This window comes from Pseudomonas sp. LTGT-11-2Z (genome assembly GCF_003691445.1).
GTDB classification, from domain to species: Bacteria; Pseudomonadota; Gammaproteobacteria; order Pseudomonadales; family Pseudomonadaceae; genus Aquipseudomonas; species Aquipseudomonas monteilii.
On record NZ_CP033104.1, the window covers coordinates 4,241,920 to 4,263,473 of the forward strand.

Genomic DNA, 21,554 nt, shown 5'->3' on the forward strand with positions numbered 1-21,554 from the left:
ATGCGTGCCATCCGTAGCCTGACCCTGCTGCTGGCGCTGTTTGCGCCAGCCGCCTTCGCCGAAGGCCTGTATCAGGTTGAAATGATCCTGGTGCGGCAAAACAGCGTGCCCGCCTTCACCAGCCCGTTCGCCCCGGAAAACTGGAGCGCCGGCGCCCCACGCCTGGAAAAGGATGCCGAGCGCCGCCTGGCGCTGGAGGACGAAGCCACCCGCCTGGAAGCCACTGCCGACTACACCGTATTGATGCACAAGGCATGGCAGCAGCAAGTGGGCAGCGAGCCCAGCCGCATTGCCCTGGGCGAAGGTGCTGAGCAGTTCGGCCACTTCCCCATCGAAGGTAACCTGAGCATCGCCGAAGGCCGCTTCATCACTGTCGACGCCAACTTCTGGGTCAACCAGCTGGACGGCAACGGCAACGTGCTGCAAAGCGAGCAGTTCAAGCAGAGCAACAGCAACGTCAAGGGCGGCCAGCTGACCTTCCTCGACGGCGGCCACCTGGCCGTGCTGCTGAAGGTGACGCCACCGGGTACGCCGAAAATGCCGGTGGTGGACCCGGAGATGATGGAGCAGTGACGTGAGCGAGAGCGATGCGCAGTTCTTTGTGCGGGCGCACAATGGCTGGACTATGTCGTTTGATCGCAAGACCCTGCGGCGCGGTCGGGACTATGCCGATGAAGGCAGAAGCGCGATCATATCGATCCTGGGCATGACGATCCGCGCTGAGTGTACAGGCTCAGCGGGCCGCACCTACTACCAGCGCATAACCCTGGACATGACTGAAGATGGCCTGGAATGCGAGGGCAGTTGCACATGCCCAGTAGGTGAGAACTGCAAGCATTGCGCCGCTGCACTTTACCTGCTGGAACAGGGCCCGGATTGCGGCGAAGGCGATCAGGACACCCTGCCTGCACCTGCCGAAACGACCCAGCACTCGCTCGACCTCCCCCCTGAACTCGCCCACTGGGTCGAAACTCTGGAAGTCCCGACCAAGCCCGCTGAACCCGCCAAGCGCAAAGGCCCCTCGCTCTACTACAAGGTCGTTAACGACCATGGCGTTTGCACGCTCAGCGTATCCAAAGGCACCCGCGAAGCCGATGGTCAGCTGAACCTGGGGCGTGCCAGCTCGCTGCCTGAAATGCTCTATTACACGCCGCGTTATGTCACAGATGAAGATCTGCGCATCCTCAGGTTGATTGACGCCCTTGCCAATAATTCCAGCATGCCCATCGCAAGACTGGAAGGTAAACAAGGTGCAGAGCTGTATGAATTCGCACTTGCCAGTGGGCGCTTGATTCATGCCGAGCAACAGTTGCCATTAATCCCTGGGCCGCCCCTGCAAGCCGAGTTCCGCTGGATGAGGCTTGAGAACGGCAGCTATCGCGGTTCGTGGCACAATGACGAACGGATGCATGACGTGGCACTGCCGCTCGACCCGCTCTACTACATCGATACTCAAACGGGCATGACTGGCAAGCTTGAACATGGCCTTGACCCGTTCATTGCCAGCCAACTGGCAAGCGCACCTACGGTGCCCGAACACTTGATCATCCCCCTGAGCCACCGGTTGAATGCGCTGAATCGCCAGGTTCCAACGCCTACAAGCGTACGCAGTGAAGAGATCGACAGTATTCAACCCAGGCCGCAAATGACGCTGGGCAGCCTCGAATTCAGCGCCTACATGCCCAAGACCGGCCGCATGCAGCGGCAGATGCAGCATCGGGCCGCACTGGCGTTCGACTATGACGGTTTACGCGCCAGCGGCAGCGACGAAAAACCGCTGACCCGCCTGGTCGACAACACCAGCCAGCGCATCCGCCGCCAGCCGCAGGCCGAGCAGGCGCTGCGCAAGGTGCTGCGCGACCTGGGCTTCAAAGCCGCCACCCGACAAAGCAAGGCCCTGCCCGACAGCGCCGGCGAGATGTTTCAGCTGCCAGACGACGAAGCCTGGCTGCGCTTTGCCCGCGAAGGCCTGCCGCGCCTGCGCGAAGCCGGGTGGGACATCGACATCCACCGCGATTTCGCCTTCAACCTGCAAGAGGTGGACGACTGGTACGCCACCATCGACGAAGCCCCCGGCCATGAATGGTTCGACCTGGAGCTGGGTATCGTGGTCGACGGCCAGCGCCACAGCCTGCTGCCGATCGTACTGCAACTGCTGCGCAGTAACCCGGAATTGCTGCGCCCCAGCGAACTGGCCCGGCGCAGCGACGACGAGCACCTGCTGATCGACCTCAACCGCGGCCGCCTCGATGCTTCGGCCCTGCGCGTTGCCCTGCCCTACGGCCGCATCAAGGCCGTAATGGGCACCTTGGGCGAGCTGTACCTGCACGAAGACTTAGCCGGCCGGTCCCTGCGCCTGGACCGCGCCGATGCCGCACGCCTGAACGAGATCGAAGGCTTGCCCCTGCACTGGGAAGGCGGCGCACATGTGCGGGATCTGGGCCGCCGCCTGCGCGACGCCCGCGACTTGCAGGTAGCCCCGCCGACAGGGCTGCAGGCCAGCCTGCGCCCCTACCAGCAACAGGGCCTTAACTGGCTGCAGGCACTACGCGAAATAGGCACCGGCGGCATCCTGGGCGACGACATGGGCTTGGGCAAGACCCTGCAGGCCCTGGCGCACCTGCTGCTGGAAAAGCAGGCCGGGCGACTGACCGCTCCCGCCCTGGCAGTGATGCCGACCAGCCTGGTGCCCAACTGGCTGGACGAAGCCCAGCGCTTCGCCCCCGACCTGCGCGTGCTGGCCCTGCAAGGCCCAGGGCGCAGCAAGCATTTCACCACGCTGCACGACTACGACCTGGTGCTGACCACCTACGCCCTGGTGCCACGCGACCTCGAACACCTGCGCAGCCAACCCTGGCATGTACTGGTGCTGGACGAGGCGCAAAACATCAAGAGCAGCACCAGCAAGGCCGCACTCGCCGTCTGCGAGCTGCAGGCCAACCAGCGCCTGTGCCTGACCGGCACGCCAATGGAAAACAACCTGGGCGAGCTGTGGTCGATCTTCCACTTCCTGATGCCCGGCTGGCTGGGTGACCTGAAGCGCTTCAACCAGGACTACCGTACCCCCATCGAGCGCCATGGCGACAGCGAGCGACTGGCTCACTTGGTTACACGCATTCGCCCGTTCCTGTTGCGCCGCACCAAGGAACAGGTGGCCACCGAGCTGCCTGCCAAGACCGAGATGGTGCACTGGGTGGAGCTGAGCGACGCCCAGCGCGACACCTACGAGGCCGTGCGCGTGGCGATGGACAAGAAAGTGCGCGACGAAATCGCCCGCAATGGCGCCGCCCGCAGCCAGATCGTCATCCTCGACGCCCTGCTCAAGCTGCGCCAGGTGTGCTGCGACCTGCGCCTGGTCAAGGGTGTGGAAAGCAAGGGTAACCAGGCCGACAAGGGCAAGCTGGGAGCGCTGCTGGAAATGCTCGAAGAACTGCTCAGCGAAGGGCGGCGGGTACTGTTGTTCTCGCAATTCACCTCGATGTTGGCGCTAATCGAGCAAGAACTGCAAAAGCGCAAAATCCGTTACAGCCTGCTGACCGGTGACACCCGCGACCGGCGCACGCCGGTACAGCAATTCCAGCAAGGTGACAGCGACGTGTTCCTGATCAGCCTCAAGGCAGGTGGTGTGGGGCTGAACCTGACGGCTGCGGACACGGTGATCCACTTCGATCCCTGGTGGAACCCGGCCAGTGAAAACCAGGCCACCGACCGCGCCTACCGCATTGGCCAGGACAAGCCGGTGTTCGTGTTCAAGCTGATTACCCGGGGTACGGTGGAAGAGAAGATCCAGTTGCTGCAACAAGAGAAGGCGGCGCTGGCGGCGAGCTTGCTGGATGGCGGGCAGGCTGGGCAATGGCGCATGGGGGATGAGGAAATCGAGGCGTTGTTTGCGCCGCTGCCGGGGAAGCGTGGGCGGTGAGTGTTTCGGGGCGCATGACTTGAGGGTTTTGTCGCCCGTCAGATCGAGCGCCGCGCGGGCGGCGCTCGATCTCGGCAACCCCGGAAAACTCAAGACCTACGCTTCGGCTCAATCAACCAGCTGGGCCTCCTTCAACGCCCCCAACGCCTCCAGCCAGCGCGGCTGCTGTCGGTAATCGGTCCGCGCAAACCCCTGCCCACGCATCCGCGCAATTCGCGGCGAGGGCTTCACTTTCATCCGCTGCGCCGCACTCAGTGCAAGCTCAGCCGCCGCCCGGTCGTTACACACCAGGCCCATGTCACAGCCGGCACTCAGCGCCGCCTCGATACGGCTGGCCGCATCACCCACCACATGTGCCCCGGCCATCGACAGGTCATCACTGAAGATCACCCCGTCGAAGCCCAGCTCGCCACGCAGGATGTCCTGCAGCCAGCGCCGCGAGAAACCGGCTGGCTGGTTGTCGACCTGCGGGTAGATGACATGCGCCGGCATCACCGCTGCCAGTTGCCCGCTCAGGCGGGTGAACGGCACCAGGTCGGCCTGGCGCAGCTGCTCAAGGCTGCGCTCATCGGTAGGGATGGCCACATGCGAGTCGGCCTCGGCCCAGCCATGCCCCGGGAAATGTTTGCCACAAGCGGCCATGCCCGCCGCATTCATGCCGCGAATGAAGGCCCCGGCCAGTTGCGTGGCACGCAGCGGGTCACCCTCGAAGGCGCGGCTGCCAACCACGGCGCTACGCTGGTGGTCCAAGTCGAGCACCGGGGCAAAGCTCAGGTCCAGGCCAACCGCCAGCACCTCGGTCGCCATCAGCCAGCCGCATTGCTCGGCCAGGTACTCGGCATTGTCATTGTCGGCCAGCGCACGCATGGCTGGCAGGCGCACAAAGCCCTGACGCAGGCGCTGCACACGGCCACCTTCCTGGTCTACCGCCAGGATCAGGTCGGGGCGAATGGCGCGGATCGACGCACACAGCTCACGCACCTGGCGCGGGCTATCGATGTTGCGGGCAAAGATGATCAGGCCAGCCACTTCGGGCTGGCGCAGCAAGTGACGGTCTTCGGCGGTCAGCCATTTACCGGCGATATCCACCATCAGGGAGCCTTGCAGGCTGACGGTCATGGGTAATCCTTCATTGAAGACTGAGAGAAGCCCACTGGGGGCAGGCAGCTTGTTCGATGCGCACCGGGCAATGGACCGGCACCCGCTCGAACAGGCTTAGCAAGTCGGTATTACGCAGGCGTATGCAGCCATGGGACAACGCTACGCCCATGGGTTCCGTATCCGGAGTGCCATGCAGGTAGATATAGCGGCGGAACGTGTCGACCGCACCCAGGCGGTTGACACCAGGCTCGCAGCCGCTGAGCCAGAGGATGCGGGTGAGAATCCAGTCGCGCTCGGGGTTTTGCGCGTGCAGCTCCGGCGACCACACCTCACCCGTCCAGCGCCGCCCGGCCAATACCGCATTCAGCGGCAGGCCTGCGCCAATCTTTGCCCGCACCTGATGCAGGCCGCGCGGCGTACACCCCGAACCGTTGCGCTCACCGACTCCGTTACGCGCCGTGGACACTGGCACGCGCACGCGCAACTGGCCACGGGCAAAACCGTACAGGCATTGGTCAGCAAGGGAAATGTGCAACAGATCGAGGTCGGGCATGGGCGCTAGCTTAGCCGAAGCGCCCTGCCCCGCCCAGCCTTCAGGCTTTGGCGGTGGTAGCGCTGACGCTGGTCTTGGTACGCGGGCGCAACTGGGCGGTGGCCATGGCGTCATCGGTGACACCGCTATCGGCACGCATGCCGGCCGCCAGGAACGGCACCATCAGGCGCATCACCTGCTCGATCGAGGTATTGATGCCGAAGTCGGTCTCGGCGATCGCCCGCAGGGCCTTGATACCGGACATGCTGAAGGCTGCGGCGCCGAGCATGAAGTGCACACGCCAGAACAGCTCCAGCGGTGGAATGCGTGGCGCGGCCTCGTTGACCAGCAGCATGTAGCGGCGGAATACCTTGCCGTACATGTCTTCCAGATAGCGCCGCAGGTGGCCCTGGCTCTGGCTGAAAGCCAGGCCCAGCAATCGCATGAAGATCGACAGGTCATTGTTGCTGCGAGGCTGCACCGCCAGCGCCTGCTCCACCAGCATTTCCAGCAGCTCTTCAAGGCTGGGTTTTTGTTCCGGCTTGGCCTGACGCCGCTCGAGCTCACGCTCCAGGCTGGCACAAAACGGGCCGAGGAAGCGCGAGAACACAGCCTGGATCAGCGCCTTCTTGGAGCCGAAATGATAGTTGACGGCCGCCAGGTTGACCCCGGCCTTGCTGGTAATCAGCCGCAACGAGGTTTCGGCGAACCCCCTTTCCGCGAACAGCTGCTCGGCAGCATCGAGAATGCGTTCAACGGTTTCCGATTGGGCCATGACTACTCCGGGTACTCCGCCAGACAAACAAGTGTTTGAAACATACGTTTCAGCCCCGCTTCTGTCAAGGCTCGGTGACCGGGCGGTCGCCATTTAAAAGCGCCAGACGGCCGGCTGCAAGCGCCACCTCTGCTGTTTATTGCGCCTTTTGGCTTGCAGCGCATCCAGTACTGTATATAATCCCAGTCACTGTACAAAAAGACAGAGCGCTCACCATGTTGAAACTGACGCCACGCCAAGCCGAAATTCTCGCGTTCATCAAACGCTGCCTGGAAGACAACGGCTTCCCGCCGACGCGCGCCGAGATCGCTCAGGAGCTGGGCTTCAAGTCGCCCAACGCCGCCGAGGAACACCTCAAGGCACTCGCCCGCAAAGGCGCCATCGAGATGACCCCGGGCGCCTCCCGTGGTATCCGCATTCCCGGCCTGGAAGCCAAAGCCGAAGAAAGCGGCCTGCCAATCATCGGCCGGGTTGCTGCCGGTGCGCCGATCCTTGCCGAACAGCACATCGAGCAATCCTGCAACATCAGCCCCGCCTTCTTCCACCCCCAAGCCGACTATCTGTTGCGCGTACACGGCATGAGCATGAAAGACGTCGGCATCTTCGACGGCGACCTGCTGGCGGTACACACCTGCCGCGAAGCCCGCAACGGCCAGATCGTGGTGGCCCGCATCGGCGACGAAGTAACCGTGAAGCGCTTCAAGCGTGAGGGCAGCAAGGTATGGCTGCTTGCCGAAAACCCCGAATTCGCCCCCATCGAAGTCGACCTGAAAGAACAGGAGCTGGTGATCGAGGGCTTGAGCGTCGGCGTCATTCGCCGCTGATCCAGGAGGCGTCATGCAGCAGTTCATTCACGCACCCGAGCAAGCCCAGTTGCCCCTGTTCGAAGCTTTTCTCGCCCAGCCCGTGCTACCGGGCCTGAAAGCCAGTGAACTGGCACGCAAGAGCAGCCAACCCGAGCTGTTCAGCGAACTGTCGCTGCGCGGCGCCCCTGGGCACTGCCAAAGCCTGCTGGCACCGGTACTGCGCGAGCTGAGCGAAGAGGACGAGGCCCGCTGGCTGACCCTGATCGCTCCGCCCTCCAGCCTGACCCAGGCCTGGTTGCGCGATGCCGGGCTCAACCGTGAACGTATTTTGCTGCTGCAACCTCGCAGCAATCAAAGCCCGCTGCAACTAGCCTGCGAGGCCTTGCGCCTTGGCCTCAGCCACACCGTGGTGAGCTGGCTGGGTAGCGTCAATGCCACTGCACGCCAACAGTTGCTACGCGCGGCCAGTGCCGGAAATGCACAAAGCCTGAACATCCGCCTCGGCTGATGTTCAGGCTTTGCCTGTCACTTCAAAAAGCCTGACACGTTGCTGCACCCTTAGTGCAGCACACGCGGCCCTTCATCACGCTCAAGCTCGCCATCCATCAGGCGACCGGCCATCTGCACGCCCACACTGAGCATGGCCTTGGCCACTTCCACATGCTGGCCCTGCAGGAACACCTTGGCGTCTTCCGAGAAATCCAGGGTTACCAGAGAGCCCTCATCCTCGGCGCGACGCAGTTCGATGCGGCCATCAGGCAACTCGACAATTTCCAGAAACGACGTAGACATAAATGGCAGTTCTCCGCGAAAGGCCGCTAGTGTACCAGCCGTTGCGGCTATCAGCACTCACTCAACGCGTCGCGGAAGCGTCTCACCAAGCTCTTGAGGTTGTTGCGCCAACTTTCCAGCTCGGCACGCGACAGTGCAGGATGCTCGTGCTCATCGAGGTTGACGGCCTGGATCAGGGGTTGGGTAACGTCAGTTTTCGGCGCCTTCTTCGCGACAGGTGGTCGGAACAAATTGGCATAAGCATCCAGCATTTGCGCCAGCCAGGTTTCACGCTGGCGGGCGATTTCCAGTAGCTCAGCCACTTCCGGGATGGCGATGCCGTTCAAGGTATCGTCAGCCAGCGCTTGCTCGACCGTTGCAACAACCGGCAGGCGGTAGAAGCCGCCGATCTCATGACACAGGCCCAGCAGCGCGCCGTACAGATGGAACAGCGCCGATTCGCGTTCGGCTTGCACCAGGCCTTGAGCGTTCATGGCCTGGCTTTGCTCGGCCTTGGCCATGGACTCCAGGGCGAGGCCGGCGAAGAACAGTTTCTGGTTGGTACGGGTATACAGTTCCTGGGCCATTTCAGTGGCCTCCCTAAGGCTGCAAGGCGAGTACATGCATCATAAATGATTGGGGCCGCAAAGCGGCCCCAATTGCTGCACTGAAGAATCAGCGCTTGTCTTCAACCTTCCACGCATTCCCGTCGTAGAACGCCTTCCAGCCGGTCGGCTTGCCATCAACCTCGGACTGTACGTACTGCTCCTTGGTCTTGCGGCTGTAGCGGATTACCGCCGGGCGGCCTTCCGGGTCTTTCTGCGGCGCTTCGCACAGGAAGTGGTACTTGGGGTCGATCTCATGCTTGTGCGGCACAATTTCCAACACCAACGGCGCACGGGTTTCGCGGTTTTTCGGGAACTGGCTAGCCGCCAGGAACAACCCCGAAGCGCCGTCACGCAGCACGTAGGTGTCGTCGACCTTCTCGCACTTGAGTTCAGGCATGTCCACCTTGTCCATCTTCGGTGGCGCAGCCTCGCCGCTCTTGAGCAGCTTGCGGGTATTCTTGCATGCCGGGTTGGTGCAACCGAAGAACTTGCCGAACCGGCCGGTTTTCAATTGCATCTCGCTGCCGCACTTGTCGCACTCCAGGCTCGGCCCTTCGTAGCCCTTGATGCGGTAGTTGCCTTCCTCGATCTCGTAGCCGGCGCAATCCGGGTTGTTGCCGCAGATGTGCAGCTTGTGCTTCTCGTCCAGCAGGTAGGCGTCCATCGCCGTGGCGCAAATCGGGCAGCGATGCTTGCCCAGCAGCACGCGCGACTCCGACTCGCCCTCGTCATCAGCGGCAATCTCGTCACCCGGCACCAGGTTGACGGTGGCCTTGCAGCGCTCTTTCGGCGGCAGGCTGTAACCCGAGCAACCCAGGAACACACCCGTGGAAGCGGTGCGGATCATCATCGGCCGGCCACATTCCTTGCAGGCAATGTTGGTCATGGTCGGCTGGTTGGCGCGCATGCCGTTTTCGCTGGACTCGGCAGTCTGCAGTTTCTTGCTGAAATCGCCGTAGAACTCGTCGAGCACGTTCTTCCAGTCACGCTCGCCTTGGGCCACGTCGTCGAGGTTCTCTTCCATGTCGGCGGTAAAGCCGTAATCCATGAGGTTGGAGAAGCTCTCCGACAGGCGCTCGGTGACGATGTCGCCCATCTTCTCGGAATAGAAGCGGCGGTTGTGCAAGGTCACATAGCCACGGTCCTGGATGGTCGAGATGATCGCCGCATAGGTCGACGGGCGACCAATGCCGCGCTTTTCCATTTCCTTGACCAGGCTGGCTTCGGTGAAGCGCGCCGGCGGCTTGGTGAAGTGCTGGCTCGGGTCGATCTGGATCAGCTTCAGCGCTTCGCCCTGGACCATTTCTGGCAGTACGTCGTCTTCGCCCGGCTTGCTCTGCTGTGGCAGCACGCGGGTGTAACCGTCGAACTTGAGAATGCGGCCCTTGGCGCGCAGCTCGAAGTCGCCTGCCGCCACGGTGACGCTGGTGGACAGGTACTGCGCCGGCGGCATCTGGCAGGCCAGGAACTGGCGCCAGATCAGCTCGTACAGGCGCTCGGCGTCACGCTCCATGCCACTGAGCTTGGTCGGGTGGGTATTCACGTCAGAAGGACGAATCGCTTCGTGCGCTTCCTGAGCGCCTTCCTTGCTGCCGTATACCAGCGGTGCTTCCGGCAGGTACTGCTTGCCGAACTCGCGCTCGATGTAACTGCGCGCCATGTCCAGGGCATCGGCCGACAGGTTGGTCGAGTCGGTACGCATATACGTGATGTAGCCAGCTTCGTACAAACGCTGGGCCATCATCATGGTTTTCTTCACCCCGAAGCCCAGGCGGTTACTGGCCGCCTGCTGCAGGGTGGAGGTAATGAACGGTGCCGATGGCTTGCTGCTGGTCGGGCGGTCTTCACGCTTGACCACGCTGTAGCTGGAGGCCTTGAGCTTCTCCAGCGCAGCCATGGCCTGGGCTTCGTTCAGCGGTTTGAACGCCTCACCCTTCTCGCGCGCCACCTCGAAACGCACCTTGGCGTTTTTGGCGGTGCCCAGGTCGGCGTGGATCTCCCAGTACTCTTCCGGGATGAACGCGCGGATTTCGCGCTCGCGCTCCACCACCAGCTTTACCGCCACCGACTGCACACGGCCGGCAGATAGGCCACGGGCAATCTTGGCCCACAGCAGCGGCGAAACCATGTAACCGACCACACGGTCGAGGAAACGGCGGGCCTGCTGGGCATTGACCCGGTCGATATCCAGCTCGCCTGGCTGCGAGAAGGCCTCCTGGATGGCCTTCTTGGTAATTTCGTTGAACACCACGCGCTTGTAGCGGGTGTCGTCACCACCGATGGCTTCGCGCAGGTGCCAGGCAATGGCTTCCCCTTCGCGGTCCAAGTCGGTTGCGAGATAAATGGTGTCGGCATCCTTGGCCAGGCGGCGCAGCTCTTCGATCACCTTTTCCTTGCCAGGCAGGATCTCGTACTTGGCCTTCCAGCCATGGTCAGGGTCGACACCCATGCGTGCCACCAACTGGCGACGGGCCTTTTCTTTTGGCGAAAGGGCCGGAGCCTCACCCGCGGCCTTACCACGCTTGGCGGCTGGCTCTTTGCTCGCGCTGGCCGAACCGCTGGTGGGGAGGTCTCGGATATGGCCGATACTCGACTTCACCACGTACTGGTTGCCCAGGTACTTGTTGATGGTCTTGGCCTTGGCCGGGGATTCCACAATGACCAGCGATTTGCCCATGGATCGGAGTATTCCTGAATCTGAAGATGAAAAACGCGTCAGGTGCCAGACGCGGCACCGCTATATATAGTGGCAAAAGGGTGAGGTCAAGCTCGAACGATCATGCGTGCGACTTGCCCAGCAACCCAGGCAGCCCCTCTTCGACCTTGACCAAAGCAAAGCGTGGCACCTGCTCGCCGTCAACCTCGACAGACTCCTGGAACATCGAAAGTGGCCGTACCCAGAAGCTGTAATCACCATACAGGCATTGGTAGAACACCATCCACTCTTCGCTCTCGGAGTGCCGTGCAACACTGAAGACACGGTACTCAGGCCCTTTGTAATGCCGGTATACGCCTGGTTGTATCTGCATGTTGCGCACCCTCTTGACTTGAACCTGAAAAAAACAAAAACCGGGGCACAAGGCCCCGGCTGCTGTCCCGCTACGCGATCAGACGCGTTCAAAGACAGTGGTGATACCTTGGCCGAGGCCGACGCACATGGTCGCCACCCCCAGGGTACCGCCATTCTGCTTCATGACGTTGAGCAGGGTGCCCGAAATACGTGCCCCGGAGCAACCGAACGGGTGGCCCAAGGCAATGGCGCCGCCGTGCAGGTTAACCTTCTCATCCATCTTGTCGAGCACTTTCAAGTCTTTCAGCACTGGCAGGGCCTGTGCGGCGAAGGCTTCATTGAGCTCGATGAAGTCGATATCGGCCATGGTCAGGCCGGCACGCTTGAGGGCTTTCTGGGTCGAAGGCACCGGGCCATAGCCCATGATTGCCGGGTCGACACCGGCCACCGCCATCGAACGAATCACCGCCAATGGCTGGATACCCAGGTCCATGGCGCGCTGGCCAGACATCACGATCATGCACGAGGCGCCGTCGGTGATCTGCGACGAGGTGCCGGCAGTGACGGTACCGCCTTTCGGGTTGAACGCAGGCTTGAGCGATGCCAGGCCTTCGAGGGTGGTTTCCGGGCGAATGGTTTCGTCGAAATCGAACACCTTCAGGAAGCCGTTCTCGTCGTAGCCCTGCATCGGGATGATCTCGTCCTTGAACTTGCCTTCGACCGTGGCCTTGTGGGCCAACTGGTGCGAACGCAGGCCGAACAGGTCCTGCTGCTCACGGGTGATGCCGTGCATCTTGCCGAGCATTTCCGCAGTCAGGCCCATCATCCCGGAAGCCTTGGCGGCGTGCAAGGACAGGTGCGGGTTGGGGTCGACGCCGTGCATCATGCTGACGTGGCCCATGTGCTCCACGCCACCGACCACGAATACATCACCGTTGCCGGTCATGATCGCCTGGGCAGCCGTGTGCAGCGCGCTCATCGACGAGCCACACAGGCGGCTGACGGTCTGGGCTGCAGAGGTGTGCGGGATCTGGGTCATCAGCGAGGCCATGCGGGCGATGTTCCAGCCCTGCTCCAGGGTCTGGTTGACGCAGCCCCAGATCACGTCCTCGACCTCTTTCGGGTCGACCTTGTCGTTGCGTTCCAGCAGCTTGCTGATCAGGTGCGCCGACATGTCTTCGGCGCGGGTATTGCGGTGCATGCCACCCTTGGAGCGGCCCATTGGCGTGCGACCGAAGTCGACAATCACCACGTCTCTTGGATTCAGGCTCATATCAAATCTCTCGCTCTAGCTCGTTGACCGCTCAGTTGAAGAAGCGCTGGCCGTTCTTGGCCATTTCACGCAGCTTGGCGGTCGGGTGGTACAGCGGCCCCAGGTCGGCGTACTGATCGGCCAGGGCAACGAATTCGGCCACACCGATCGAGTCGATGTAGCGCAGCGCACCACCGCGGAAGGGAGGGAAACCAATGCCGTAGACCAGGCCCATGTCGGCTTCGGCGGCGGTTTCGACAATGCCGTCTTCCAGGCAACGCACGGTCTCCAGGCACAGCGGGACCATCATCCAGTTGATGATGTCTTCGTCGGTGACTTCACGCTGCTCGAAGACGACAGGCTTGAGCACGTCCAGCACGGTGGCGTCGAAGACTTTCTTCGGTTTGCCGCGCTTGTCGGTTTCGTAGGCATAGAAGCCCTTGCCGTTCTTCTGGCCCAGGCGGTTGGCTTCGTACAGCGCGTCAACGGCCGAGCGGCGCTCGTCTTTCATGCGGTCCGGGAAGCCTTCGGCCATCACGTCGCGGCCGTGGTGGCCGGTGTCGATGCCGACCACGTCCATCAGGTACGCCGGGCCCATTGGCCAGCCGAACTTTTCCATCACCTTGTCGATACGCACGAAGTCGACACCGGCGCTGACCAGCTTGGCAAAGCCGCCGAAGTACGGGAACAGCACACGGTTGACCAAGAAGCCCGGGCAGTCGTTGACCACGATCGGGTTCTTGCCCATTTTCTTGGCGTAGGCCACGGTGGTGGCGACCGCCACTTCACTGGATTTCTCGCCTCGGATCACTTCCACCAGCGGCATCATGTGCACCGGGTTGAAGAAGTGCATGCCGACGAAGTTTTCCGGGCGCTTGAGCGCCTTGGCCAGCAGGTTGATGGAGATGGTCGAGGTGTTGGAGGCGAGAATCGCATCGTCCTTCACCTGGCCTTCCACCTCAGCCAGCACGGCCTGCTTCACTTTCGGGTTCTCGACCACGGCTTCGACGACGATGTCGACATTGGCGAAATCGCCATAGGACAGGGTCGGGCGAATGGCGTTGAGCGCCTCGGCCATCTTGGCCGGGGTCAGGCGGCCCTTCTCGACGCGGTTGCCGAGCAGCTTGGAAGCCTCGTTAAGGCCCAGCTGGATGGCTTCCTCGCGGATATCCTTCATCAGGATCGGGGTGCCCTTGACCGCCGACTGGTAAGCGATACCGCCACCCATGATGCCAGCGCCGAGCACGGCAGCCTGCTTCACGTCGTGGGCGATTTCGTCATGCGCCTTGGCCTTGCGCTTGAGCTCCTGGTCGTTCAGGAACAAACCAATGAGGCTTTCGGCAACCGAGGTCTTGGCCAGCTTGGCAAAGCCTGCGGCTTCGACCTCCAGCGCCTTGTCGCGGCCGAAGTTGGCAGCTTTTTGGATGGTCTTGATGGCTTCGACCGGCGCAGGGTAATTCGGGCCGGCCTGGCCAGCGACGAAGCCCTTGGCGGTTTCGAAGGCCATCATCTGTTCGATGGCATTGAGCTTGAGCTTTTCCAGCTTCGGCTGGCGCTTGGCCTTGTAGTCCAGCTCGCCGCTGATGGCGCGCTTGATCAGGTCCAGGGCACCGGCCAGCAGCAGCTCAGGGGCGACCACAGCGTCGACGGCACCCACTTTCAGGGCGTCTTCGGCGCGGTTTTCCTTGCCGGCGGCAATCCACTCGATGGCGTTGTCCGAACCGATCAGGCGTGGCAGACGCACGGTGCCGCCGAAGCCCGGGTAGATACCCAGCTTGACTTCCGGCAGGCCGATCTTGGCGCTGGTGGACATGACCCGGTAGTCGGCGGCCAGGCACATTTCCAGGCCACCACCCAGGGCGATGCCGTTGATGGCGGCAACGGTCGGCACTTCGAGGTCTTCGAAGGCGTTGAAGATGCGGTTGGCTTCCAGGTTGCCGGCGACCAGTTCGGCCTCGGGCAGCTTGAAGTTGTCGACGAACTCGGTGATGTCGGCGCCGACGATGAACACGTCCTTGCCACTGCTGACAATCACGCCCTTGACCGAGGCATCGGCCTTGATGGCATCGACGGCCTGGCGCAGCTCGCTCAGGGTCAGGCGGTTGAACTTGTTGACGGACTCACCCTTGAGGTCGAACTTGAGCTCGACGATGCCACTTTCAAGAGCCTTAACCGTGATGGCTTTACCTTCGTAAATCATCAACTGATCTCCACGATATGGAAGCTGAACTGTACACGCCGATCGCTGCAGCAAAAGCAGGCCTAACTGCCCCGCCCCAGGCACACCCGTCAGCGCGCTAGTCGGAAGTATGGCTTGGCGTCATGACATACAAACGCTCAATTCATACGCCCGTTTGATTTGGGTGTGCACACATTCTCCGAAAAGATCGGCGTTGTCAAATGCTCACGAGCATGGCGAAAACGCGACTTTCCAGTCATTTTGTATCGTCTTGGTACAAAACATGATGACAGTGATCGCCGGCCATTCATGTCAGCGATTGACCACAGCCACTTGCAGTGTGCTGCAACTTTCCACTTGCACGGCAATCCTGGGCGGCTACACTGCCAATTGCTTGAATGAATACCCGGCCTGCCTGGCCTTTTCTGCGCAGCAGAACGCAAAGCGGCGACTTGGCACCCCACCCCTTCAGGGTTCTGCCGAGCCGCCGCTTTGTCGTTTCAGGCCAGATTAACCGGGCTGATGCCTACCCGCCCCTAGAAGGCGTATGAGCATGATTCAGGCGAGGGTTTCGAGGAAGTAGGCAACATCCTGCAATACAGCCGTATCGCCCCGCTCAGTCCAGTACAACGCGATCATCCGAGCATCCGCCTCGACCTTGTAAACGCTCGCCGGCAAGCGCGCCAGGGCCTCCACGAAGCGCGGGTCTTCGCAGGGTTCACGCCACTGGTTCCACCACACCCCCGGGCTGACCTGCCAGAAGCTGAAGTTGTCCTCGTGCCCACGGCGCCGGGCGCGGTGGTACTGCGGGCAAGGGCTTGGCGGCTCCTTTTCCAGCCAGTGCGGCCATTGCTGCGGCGCAAGCTGCATGGCCAGGCCCATGCGCCGTGCTTCCAGGCGCAGTTTCATCTGCTCGCTCTGTTTGCGCGAGGAACGCAGCCAGGAAAGCGGGCTGAGAATCAGCGCAAGGATTGACACCACCAGCAATACCGTCATATCAGTAGATCCCATAAAGCGTTGCAAATGAGCTGGTTAGCCATTTTTCACGGAAGACCCGCCCGAAAGCGACCATACTTCTTCTATCGCGATTGTCAGGAGTACCGCTCATGCAATACGAACATTTGTTGGTCGCCGTCGACCTGACCGAAGAATGCGACCCGGTGATCAAACGCGCCATGGCGCTGGCCGCGCCTTCGAACGCCAAGGTGTCGCTGGTGCACATCGTCGAACCGATGGCCATGGCGTTCGGCGGTGACGTGCCAATGGACCTGTCGCAGCTGCAACAGCAGCAGTTCGACCAGGCCAAGGAGCGCATGGACCGCCTGTTCAACAAATACCCGGGCATCAACCGCGGCGACTCACACCTGACCTATGGCCAGCCGCGCCAGGAAATCCATCAACTGGCCAAGGACCAGAAATGCGACCTGATCGTGGTCGGCAGCCATGGCCGTCACGGCCTGGCGTTGTTGCTGGGCTCCACGGCCAATGACGTGCTGCATGGGGCGCCGTGTGATGTGCTGGCGGTGCGGTTGCTGAAGAGGGAATGATTTAACCTGTACCGGCCTCTTCGCGGGTAAAACCGCGAAGAGGCCGGTACAGATTGAAATCTGATCAGCCTTCCAGCTCAGCCCAGCGCTCTACCAGTACATCCAGCTCACCCTGCAGCTTCTCGATCTTGGCCAGCACCGCCGAAGTCTCCGCAATCGGCCGCTGATAGAAGCCCGCCGCATTCACTTCTTCCTGGGCTTCAGCCATGCGCTGCTCCAGCGCGTCGATCTGCCCCGGCAGCATCTCCAGCTCACGCTGCAGCTTATAGCTGAGCTTCTTCTTCGAGGCCTCTTCCACCACCGGCACAGCAACAGGCGCAAGCTTGGCCTCGACCTTCTCCACCACCGCGCTGTTGAGGGCCGACTTGCCGCCCTTGCTCTCGGTCACGCCCAGCAGCTTTGGCGAGCCTCCCTGGCGAATCCAGTCCTCATAACCCCCGACATACTCGCGCACCTTGCCCTCGCCTTCGAACACCAGGGTGCTGGTGACGACGTTGTCGAGGAAGGCCCGGTCGTGGCTGACGATCAGCACAGTGCCCTTGTAGTTGGACAGCACCTCTTCGAGCAACTCGAGGGTTTCCACGTCCAGGTCGTTGGTCGGTTCGTCGAGCACCAACAGGTTGGCCGGCTTGCTGAACAGCTTGGCCAGCAGCAGGCGAGCACGCTCACCACCCGACAGCGCCTTGACTGGCGTGCGCGCACGCTGCGGGCTGAACAGGAAGTCGCCCAGGTAGCTCAGCACGTGGCGGTTCTGGCCGTCGATCTCGATGAAGTCGCGGCCTTCGGCCAGGTTGTCGATCACGGTCTTTTCAAGGTCGAGCTGGTGGCGCATCTGGTCGAAATAGGCCACTTCGAGCTTGGTGCCGCGTTCTACCTTGCCTGCGGTCGGTTCAAGGTCGCCGAGCATCATCTTGAGCAAGGTCGTCTTGCCGGTACCGTTGGCGCCCAGCAGACCGATACGGTCCTCGCGCTGCAGGACCATGGAGAAGTCCTTGACCAGCATCGGCCCGTCAGGGTGATGGAAGCTGACGTTTTCCAGCACCATCACCTGCTTGCCGGACTTTTCCGCCGCTTCGATCTGGATGTTGGCCTTGCCCTGGCGCTCGCGGCGTTCGCCACGCTCCACACGCAAGGCTTTCAGCGCACGCACACGGCCTTCGTTGCGGGTACGACGGGCCTTGATGCCCTGACGAATCCACACCTCTTCCTGGGCCAGACGCTTGTCGAACAGCGCATTGGCCGTCTCTTCGGCGGCCAGTGCCGCCTCCTTGTGCACCAGGAAGCTGGCGTAGTCGCCGTTCCAGTCGATCAGGCCGCCACGGTCCAGCTCGAGGATGCGAGTGGCCAGGTTCTGCAGGAAGGAACGGTCGTGGGTAATGAACAGCACCGCACCGTTGAAGCCGCGCAAGGCTTCTTCGAGCCAGGCGATGGCACCGATGTCCAGGTGGTTGGTGGGCTCGTCGAGCAGCAACAGGTCGGGCTCGGACACCAGCGCCTGAGCCAGCAGCACCCGGCGGCGCCAGCCACCGGACAGCTCGGCCAGGGTCTTGTCGGCGGGCAGTTGCAGGCGGCTGAGGGTGCTCTCTACCACCTGCTGCAGGCGCCAGCCATCACGGGCTTCCAGCTCGTGCTGGACGTGCATGAGCTTTTCCAGGTCTTCGTCACCCTGGATGTTCATGCTCAGGTGGTGGAACTGCGCCAGCAACTCGCCCACGCCGTCCAGGCCAGCGGCCACCACATCGAACACCGTACGTTCGTCGGCCACCGGCAGTTCCTGCGGCAATTCGCCGATCTTCAGGCCCGGGGCACGCCAGATTTCACCGTCATCGCCCTTCTGCTCGCCCTTGACCAGGCGCAGCATGCTCGACTTGCCGGTGCCGTTGCGGCCGATGATGCACACCCGCTCGCCACGAGCGATCTGCCAGGACACTTTGTCCAGCAGCGGCATGGCGCCGAATGCGAGGGACACATCGCTGAATTTGAGCAGGGTCATGTTGGTCTCCATAAATCGGGCGCGCATTCTACCTGACTTGGCCCTCGACGGCATCCGCCAGGCCAACCGGCGAGTGCCTGGCGACATCTGGTCGAACTTAATATCCCGATACAAGCACAGTCCTTTCACCCGCTGCCGGCAAACAGCTAAGCTAAGGCAATAGCTTTCAACAGTGCTGGCTCCGCCGTCACTTCCCCATGGTTCAACTGCCCGGACGTATCATGCGCAGCCGCCTGTTACATATTGCATCCTGCCTCCTGCTTACCGCTGCCACCTGCGCGGCGCAGGCCACCGACCTGTCCCTGCAACGCCAGTACTACGACGAGGCCAAGCGTGCGCTGGCCAAAGGCGACAAAGGCCCGTACCTGCGTTATGCCCAGGCCCTGAACGACTACCCGCTGACGCCCTACCTGGCCTACGACGAGCTTACCGCCCGCCTGAAAAGCGCCAGCAACCAGGAAATCGAAGGTTTCCTCGCCAAGCACGGCGACCTGCCCCAGGCCAACTGGATGAAACTGCGCTGGTTGCGCTGGCTGGCCGAACGGGGCGAGTGGGACACCTTCGTCAAATATTACGACCCCAAGCTCAACTTCACCGAACTGGACTGCCTCAACGGCCAGTACCAGCTCAGCCATGGGTTGCGTGCCGAGGGCTACGCCACGGCCGACAAACTGTGGAACGTCGGCAAGTCACAACCTGCCGCGTGCGACACGCTGTTCGGCATGTGGGCCGCCGAAGGCCAGCTGACCGAGGCCAAGCGCTGGGAACGTACCAAGCTGGCGGCCCAGGCTCGCAACTACGCCCTGGCCAACAACCTGATCAAGACCCTGACCACCCTCGGCCCGCAAGGGCGCCTGCTGGTCGACGTAGCGCAAAAACCTGAGCTGCTCAACCAGCCGTCGCGCTTCACCCCGGTCAACGAAGCCATGTCCGACGTGGTCAGCCTCGGCCTGCGCCGCCTGGCCCGCCAGGACCCGGAGCGGGCCATGGCCTTGCTGGACGATTACGCCCAGCGCATGCACTTTTCCCGCGACGAGAAAGTGGCCATCGCCCGTGAAATCGGCCTGACCCTGGCACGCCGCTACGACCCGCGCGCCCTCGACCTGATGACCCGCTACGACCCAGAGCTACGGGACAACACCGTCAGCGAGTGGCGCCTGCGACTGCTGCTACGCCTGGGCCGCTGGGAAGACGCCTACGAGCTGACCAAGCGCCTGCCCCAGGACCTGGCCAGCAGCAGCCGCTGGAAATACTGGCAGGCTCGCAGCCTGGAGCTGGCACAGCCGAACAACCCGCAGATCCCGCTGCTGTACAAAACCGTGGCGCGTGAGCGTGACTTCTATGGTTTCCTTGCTGCCGACCGGGCACAAACACCTTACCAGCTGAACAACAAGCCGCTGCTGCTAAGCCCGCAACTGGTCAAGAAGGTACGCAACACACCCGGCATTCAGCGCGCGCTGGAATTCCACGCCCGCGGCCAGATCGTGGAAGGCCGCCGCGAGTGGTACCACGTCAGCCGCCACTTCAACCGCGACGAAATGGTTGCCCAGGCGCGCCTGGGCTATGAGCTGCGCTGGTACTTCCCGGCTATCCGCACCATTAGCCAGGCGCAGTACTGGGACGATCTGGACATCCGCTTCCCGATGGCCCACCGCGACACGCTGGTGCGCGAAGCCAAGGTCCGCGGCCTGCATTCGAGCTGGGTATTCGCCATCACCCGCCAGGAAAGTGCATTCATGGAGGATGCGCGCTCGCCGGTGGGTGCCAGCGGCCTGATGCAACTGATGCCGGCCACAGCCAAGGAAACCGCTCGCAAGTTCAGCATCCCCTTGGCGTCACCGGCGCAGGTACTGAACCCGGACAAGAACATCCAGCTGGGCGCCGCGTACCTGAGCCAGGTGCACAGCCAGTTCAACGGCAACCGTGTGCTGGCTTCGGCGGCCTACAACGCAGGGCCCGGGCGCGTTCGCCAGTGGCTGAAAGGCGCCAAGCACCTGAGCTTCGATGTGTGGGTGGAGTCGATCCCGTTCGACGAAACACGCCAGTATGTGCAAAACGTGCTGTCGTATTCGGTGATCTACGGGCAGAAGTTGAATTCGCCACAGCCGCTGGTGGATTGGCACGAGCGGTATTTCGATGACATGTAAGGTTCGCCGAGCCTGAACCGGCCTCTTCGCAGGTAAACCCGCGAAGGGGCCAATACGGACAAACAGTTATTCAAGGACTTCCACTTTCATCCCCACCTCGAGCCACCCATTCCCATCCACCGCCAGGTTCTGCCCGAACAGCACATCCCCCTCTTTCTCGCGAAAGGTCTTGAGCGTGGCCATCGGCTCCCGGTCGGCACTGCGCTCCCCGGTAGCCGGGTCAATCGTGGTAAATATGCACCGCACACTCGGTTTGAGCACACGAAACACCAAGCTGCCGACACGAATCCGCTTCCAGCCATCTTCGGCGAAGGGTTCAGCGCCGTGCACCACCAGGTTGGGCCGAAAGCGCAGCATCTCCATGGGCCGGCCAACACGCCGGCTGAGCTCGTCGAGCGAGCCCTGGCCAATCAGCAGCAAGGGGAAACCATCCGGAAACGCCGCCCGGTCACTGTTGAAACCATAACCATTGGGCAGGTAGCGCGCACGCTGCTCCGGGCAATGCACCAGGCGCACGGCCTTGCCTAGCAGTTCGCTCAGCCAGGCCGCCACTTCATCGCCTGCATCAGGCACTCGCAACGTATCGCGCCAAATGGTCACGCCACGCAGGGCTTCGTCGGCAGCGGGTACAGGTACCCGCAACGGTGCCTGCCCGGGCGCCTGCAGCAGCAACTGGCCGCTGTCGTCTGCACACGCCTGCAGCTGGCCAAGTTGTGGCCATGCGCGCTGGGTCAGGAAGCGTCCGTTTTCTTCCTCGACCACCATCCAGCGCCGGTCACCTTGCAACCCCAGCAACCCAACCGGTGAAGCCTGCAGACTTTGCGCCTGCCCCGACTTCACAGGGTATCGATACAACTCACTGAGAAACATCCCTGCTGCCTCGTGTCATGCCAAAAGCCAAGCTTATACCTGGC

The 21,554-nt window shown here is 62.3% G+C and carries 18 protein-coding genes; 6 read left to right on the forward strand and 12 right to left on the reverse strand.

Translation table 11 applies throughout. From position 1 onward, the window contains the following. Entirely contained in the window at positions 1-573 is a 573-nt protein-coding gene (locus D8767_RS19955) for a CsiV family protein (protein WP_016714905.1), read from the forward strand. Position 574: 1 nt separating this feature from the next. Then, positions 575-3,919: a DEAD/DEAH box helicase gene (locus D8767_RS19960; RefSeq protein WP_016714904.1), complete on the forward strand. Its 3,345-nt coding sequence runs from the start codon at positions 575-577 to the stop codon at positions 3,917-3,919. A gap of 108 nt (positions 3,920-4,027) precedes the next feature. On the opposite strand, the gene nagZ is transcribed toward D8767_RS19960, so the two are convergent. Genes nagZ through D8767_RS19975 form a run of 3 tightly spaced genes read right to left on the reverse strand, consistent with a single transcriptional unit; the run spans position 4,028 to position 6,327 of the window. Next, entirely contained in the window at positions 4,028-5,026 is a 999-nt protein-coding gene (gene nagZ, locus D8767_RS19965) for a beta-N-acetylhexosaminidase (RefSeq protein ID WP_172455937.1), read from the reverse strand. Between the two features lie 22 nt (positions 5,027-5,048). After that, positions 5,049-5,573, reverse strand: a complete 525-nt coding sequence (locus tag D8767_RS19970) for a L,D-transpeptidase (RefSeq protein WP_016714903.1) — start codon at positions 5,571-5,573, stop codon at positions 5,049-5,051. A gap of 40 nt (positions 5,574-5,613) precedes the next feature. Next, positions 5,614-6,327 (reverse strand): TetR/AcrR family transcriptional regulator, encoded by a 714-nt coding sequence (locus tag D8767_RS19975; protein ID WP_016714902.1) that lies wholly within the window; start codon positions 6,325-6,327, stop codon positions 5,614-5,616. Positions 6,328-6,542: 215 nt separating this feature from the next. Between D8767_RS19975 and lexA the strand changes: the two genes are divergently transcribed. Further along, positions 6,543-7,151, forward strand: a complete 609-nt coding sequence (lexA, locus tag D8767_RS19980) for a transcriptional repressor LexA (protein WP_016714901.1) — start codon at positions 6,543-6,545, stop codon at positions 7,149-7,151. 13 nt (positions 7,152-7,164) lie between these two features. Beyond that, positions 7,165-7,641, forward strand: a complete 477-nt coding sequence (gene sulA, locus D8767_RS19985) for an SOS-induced cell division inhibitor SulA (RefSeq protein WP_016714900.1) — start codon at positions 7,165-7,167, stop codon at positions 7,639-7,641. A gap of 50 nt (positions 7,642-7,691) precedes the next feature. On the opposite strand, the gene D8767_RS19990 is transcribed toward sulA, so the two are convergent. From D8767_RS19990 to D8767_RS20020, 7 genes are all read right to left on the reverse strand, one after another. After that, on the reverse strand, positions 7,692-7,925 hold the full coding sequence (locus D8767_RS19990; protein WP_003248777.1) for a hypothetical protein: 234 nt from the start codon (positions 7,923-7,925) through the stop codon (positions 7,692-7,694). Positions 7,926-7,975: 50 nt separating this feature from the next. Then, a complete protein-coding gene (locus D8767_RS19995; protein WP_016714899.1) occupies positions 7,976-8,491 on the reverse strand; it encodes a DUF6586 family protein in 516 nt (171 codons plus the stop codon). A gap of 88 nt (positions 8,492-8,579) precedes the next feature. Further along, entirely contained in the window at positions 8,580-11,189 is a 2,610-nt protein-coding gene (gene topA / locus D8767_RS20000) for a type I DNA topoisomerase (protein WP_016714898.1), read from the reverse strand. A gap of 100 nt (positions 11,190-11,289) precedes the next feature. Next, positions 11,290-11,541 (reverse strand): DUF1653 domain-containing protein, encoded by a 252-nt coding sequence (locus tag D8767_RS20005; RefSeq protein WP_016714897.1) that lies wholly within the window; start codon positions 11,539-11,541, stop codon positions 11,290-11,292. Between the two features lie 78 nt (positions 11,542-11,619). Further along, a complete protein-coding gene (gene fadA, locus D8767_RS20010) occupies positions 11,620-12,795 on the reverse strand; it encodes an acetyl-CoA C-acyltransferase FadA (RefSeq protein ID WP_013971712.1) in 1,176 nt (391 codons plus the stop codon). A gap of 31 nt (positions 12,796-12,826) precedes the next feature. Next, positions 12,827-14,974, reverse strand: coding sequence for a fatty acid oxidation complex subunit alpha FadB (fadB, locus tag D8767_RS20015; protein WP_016714896.1), 2,148 nt, complete (start codon positions 14,972-14,974; stop codon positions 12,827-12,829). Positions 14,975-15,511: 537 nt separating this feature from the next. Next, complete coding sequence (locus tag D8767_RS20020; protein ID WP_016714895.1) at positions 15,512-15,949, reverse strand: hypothetical protein; 438 nt, start codon at positions 15,947-15,949, stop codon at positions 15,512-15,514. A gap of 110 nt (positions 15,950-16,059) precedes the next feature. Here D8767_RS20020 and D8767_RS20025 point away from each other — a divergent pair, with 110 nt between their 5' ends. Further along, positions 16,060-16,500, forward strand: coding sequence for a universal stress protein (locus tag D8767_RS20025; protein WP_016714894.1), 441 nt, complete (start codon positions 16,060-16,062; stop codon positions 16,498-16,500). 64 nt (positions 16,501-16,564) lie between these two features. On the opposite strand, the gene D8767_RS20030 is transcribed toward D8767_RS20025, so the two are convergent. Further along, positions 16,565-18,493 carry an ATP-binding cassette domain-containing protein gene (locus D8767_RS20030; RefSeq protein ID WP_016714893.1) on the reverse strand — a complete coding sequence of 643 codons (1,929 nt, stop codon included), beginning with the start codon at positions 18,491-18,493 and terminating at the stop codon, positions 16,565-16,567. Positions 18,494-18,714: 221 nt separating this feature from the next. On the opposite strand from D8767_RS20030, the gene D8767_RS20035 reads away from it, so the two are divergent. Then, a complete protein-coding gene (locus tag D8767_RS20035; protein WP_016714892.1) occupies positions 18,715-20,640 on the forward strand; it encodes a transglycosylase SLT domain-containing protein in 1,926 nt (641 codons plus the stop codon). A 66-nt stretch (positions 20,641-20,706) separates the two neighbouring features. Here the strand turns inward: D8767_RS20035 and D8767_RS20040 are convergent, their stop codons facing one another. After that, entirely contained in the window at positions 20,707-21,510 is an 804-nt protein-coding gene (locus tag D8767_RS20040; protein WP_016714891.1) for an MOSC domain-containing protein, read from the reverse strand. Positions 21,511-21,554: the final 44 nt, after the last annotated feature.

Coding starts and splice junctions, on each gene's coding strand:
- D8767_RS19955 (WP_016714905.1), top strand. CDS start 1: ATGCGTGCCATCCGTAGCCTGACCCTGCTGCTGGCGCTGTTTGCGCCA.
- D8767_RS19970 (WP_016714903.1), bottom strand. CDS start 5,573: ATGCCCGACCTCGATCTGTTGCACATTTCCCTTGCTGACCAATGCCTG.
- D8767_RS19975 (WP_016714902.1), bottom strand. CDS start 6,327: ATGGCCCAATCGGAAACCGTTGAACGCATTCTCGATGCTGCCGAGCAG.
- lexA (WP_016714901.1), top strand. CDS start 6,543: ATGTTGAAACTGACGCCACGCCAAGCCGAAATTCTCGCGTTCATCAAA.
- sulA (WP_016714900.1), top strand. CDS start 7,165: ATGCAGCAGTTCATTCACGCACCCGAGCAAGCCCAGTTGCCCCTGTTC.
- D8767_RS19990 (WP_003248777.1), bottom strand. CDS start 7,925: ATGTCTACGTCGTTTCTGGAAATTGTCGAGTTGCCTGATGGCCGCATC.
- D8767_RS19995 (WP_016714899.1), bottom strand. CDS start 8,491: ATGGCCCAGGAACTGTATACCCGTACCAACCAGAAACTGTTCTTCGCC.
- topA (WP_016714898.1), bottom strand. CDS start 11,189: ATGGGCAAATCGCTGGTCATTGTGGAATCCCCGGCCAAGGCCAAGACC.
- D8767_RS20005 (WP_016714897.1), bottom strand. CDS start 11,541: ATGCAGATACAACCAGGCGTATACCGGCATTACAAAGGGCCTGAGTAC.
- fadA (WP_013971712.1), bottom strand. CDS start 12,795: ATGAGCCTGAATCCAAGAGACGTGGTGATTGTCGACTTCGGTCGCACG.
- fadB (WP_016714896.1), bottom strand. CDS start 14,974: ATGATTTACGAAGGTAAAGCCATCACGGTTAAGGCTCTTGAAAGTGGC.
- D8767_RS20020 (WP_016714895.1), bottom strand. CDS start 15,949: ATGACGGTATTGCTGGTGGTGTCAATCCTTGCGCTGATTCTCAGCCCG.
- D8767_RS20025 (WP_016714894.1), top strand. CDS start 16,060: ATGCAATACGAACATTTGTTGGTCGCCGTCGACCTGACCGAAGAATGC.
- D8767_RS20030 (WP_016714893.1), bottom strand. CDS start 18,493: ATGACCCTGCTCAAATTCAGCGATGTGTCCCTCGCATTCGGCGCCATG.
- D8767_RS20035 (WP_016714892.1), top strand. CDS start 18,715: ATGCGCAGCCGCCTGTTACATATTGCATCCTGCCTCCTGCTTACCGCT.
- D8767_RS20040 (WP_016714891.1), bottom strand. CDS start 21,510: ATGTTTCTCAGTGAGTTGTATCGATACCCTGTGAAGTCGGGGCAGGCG.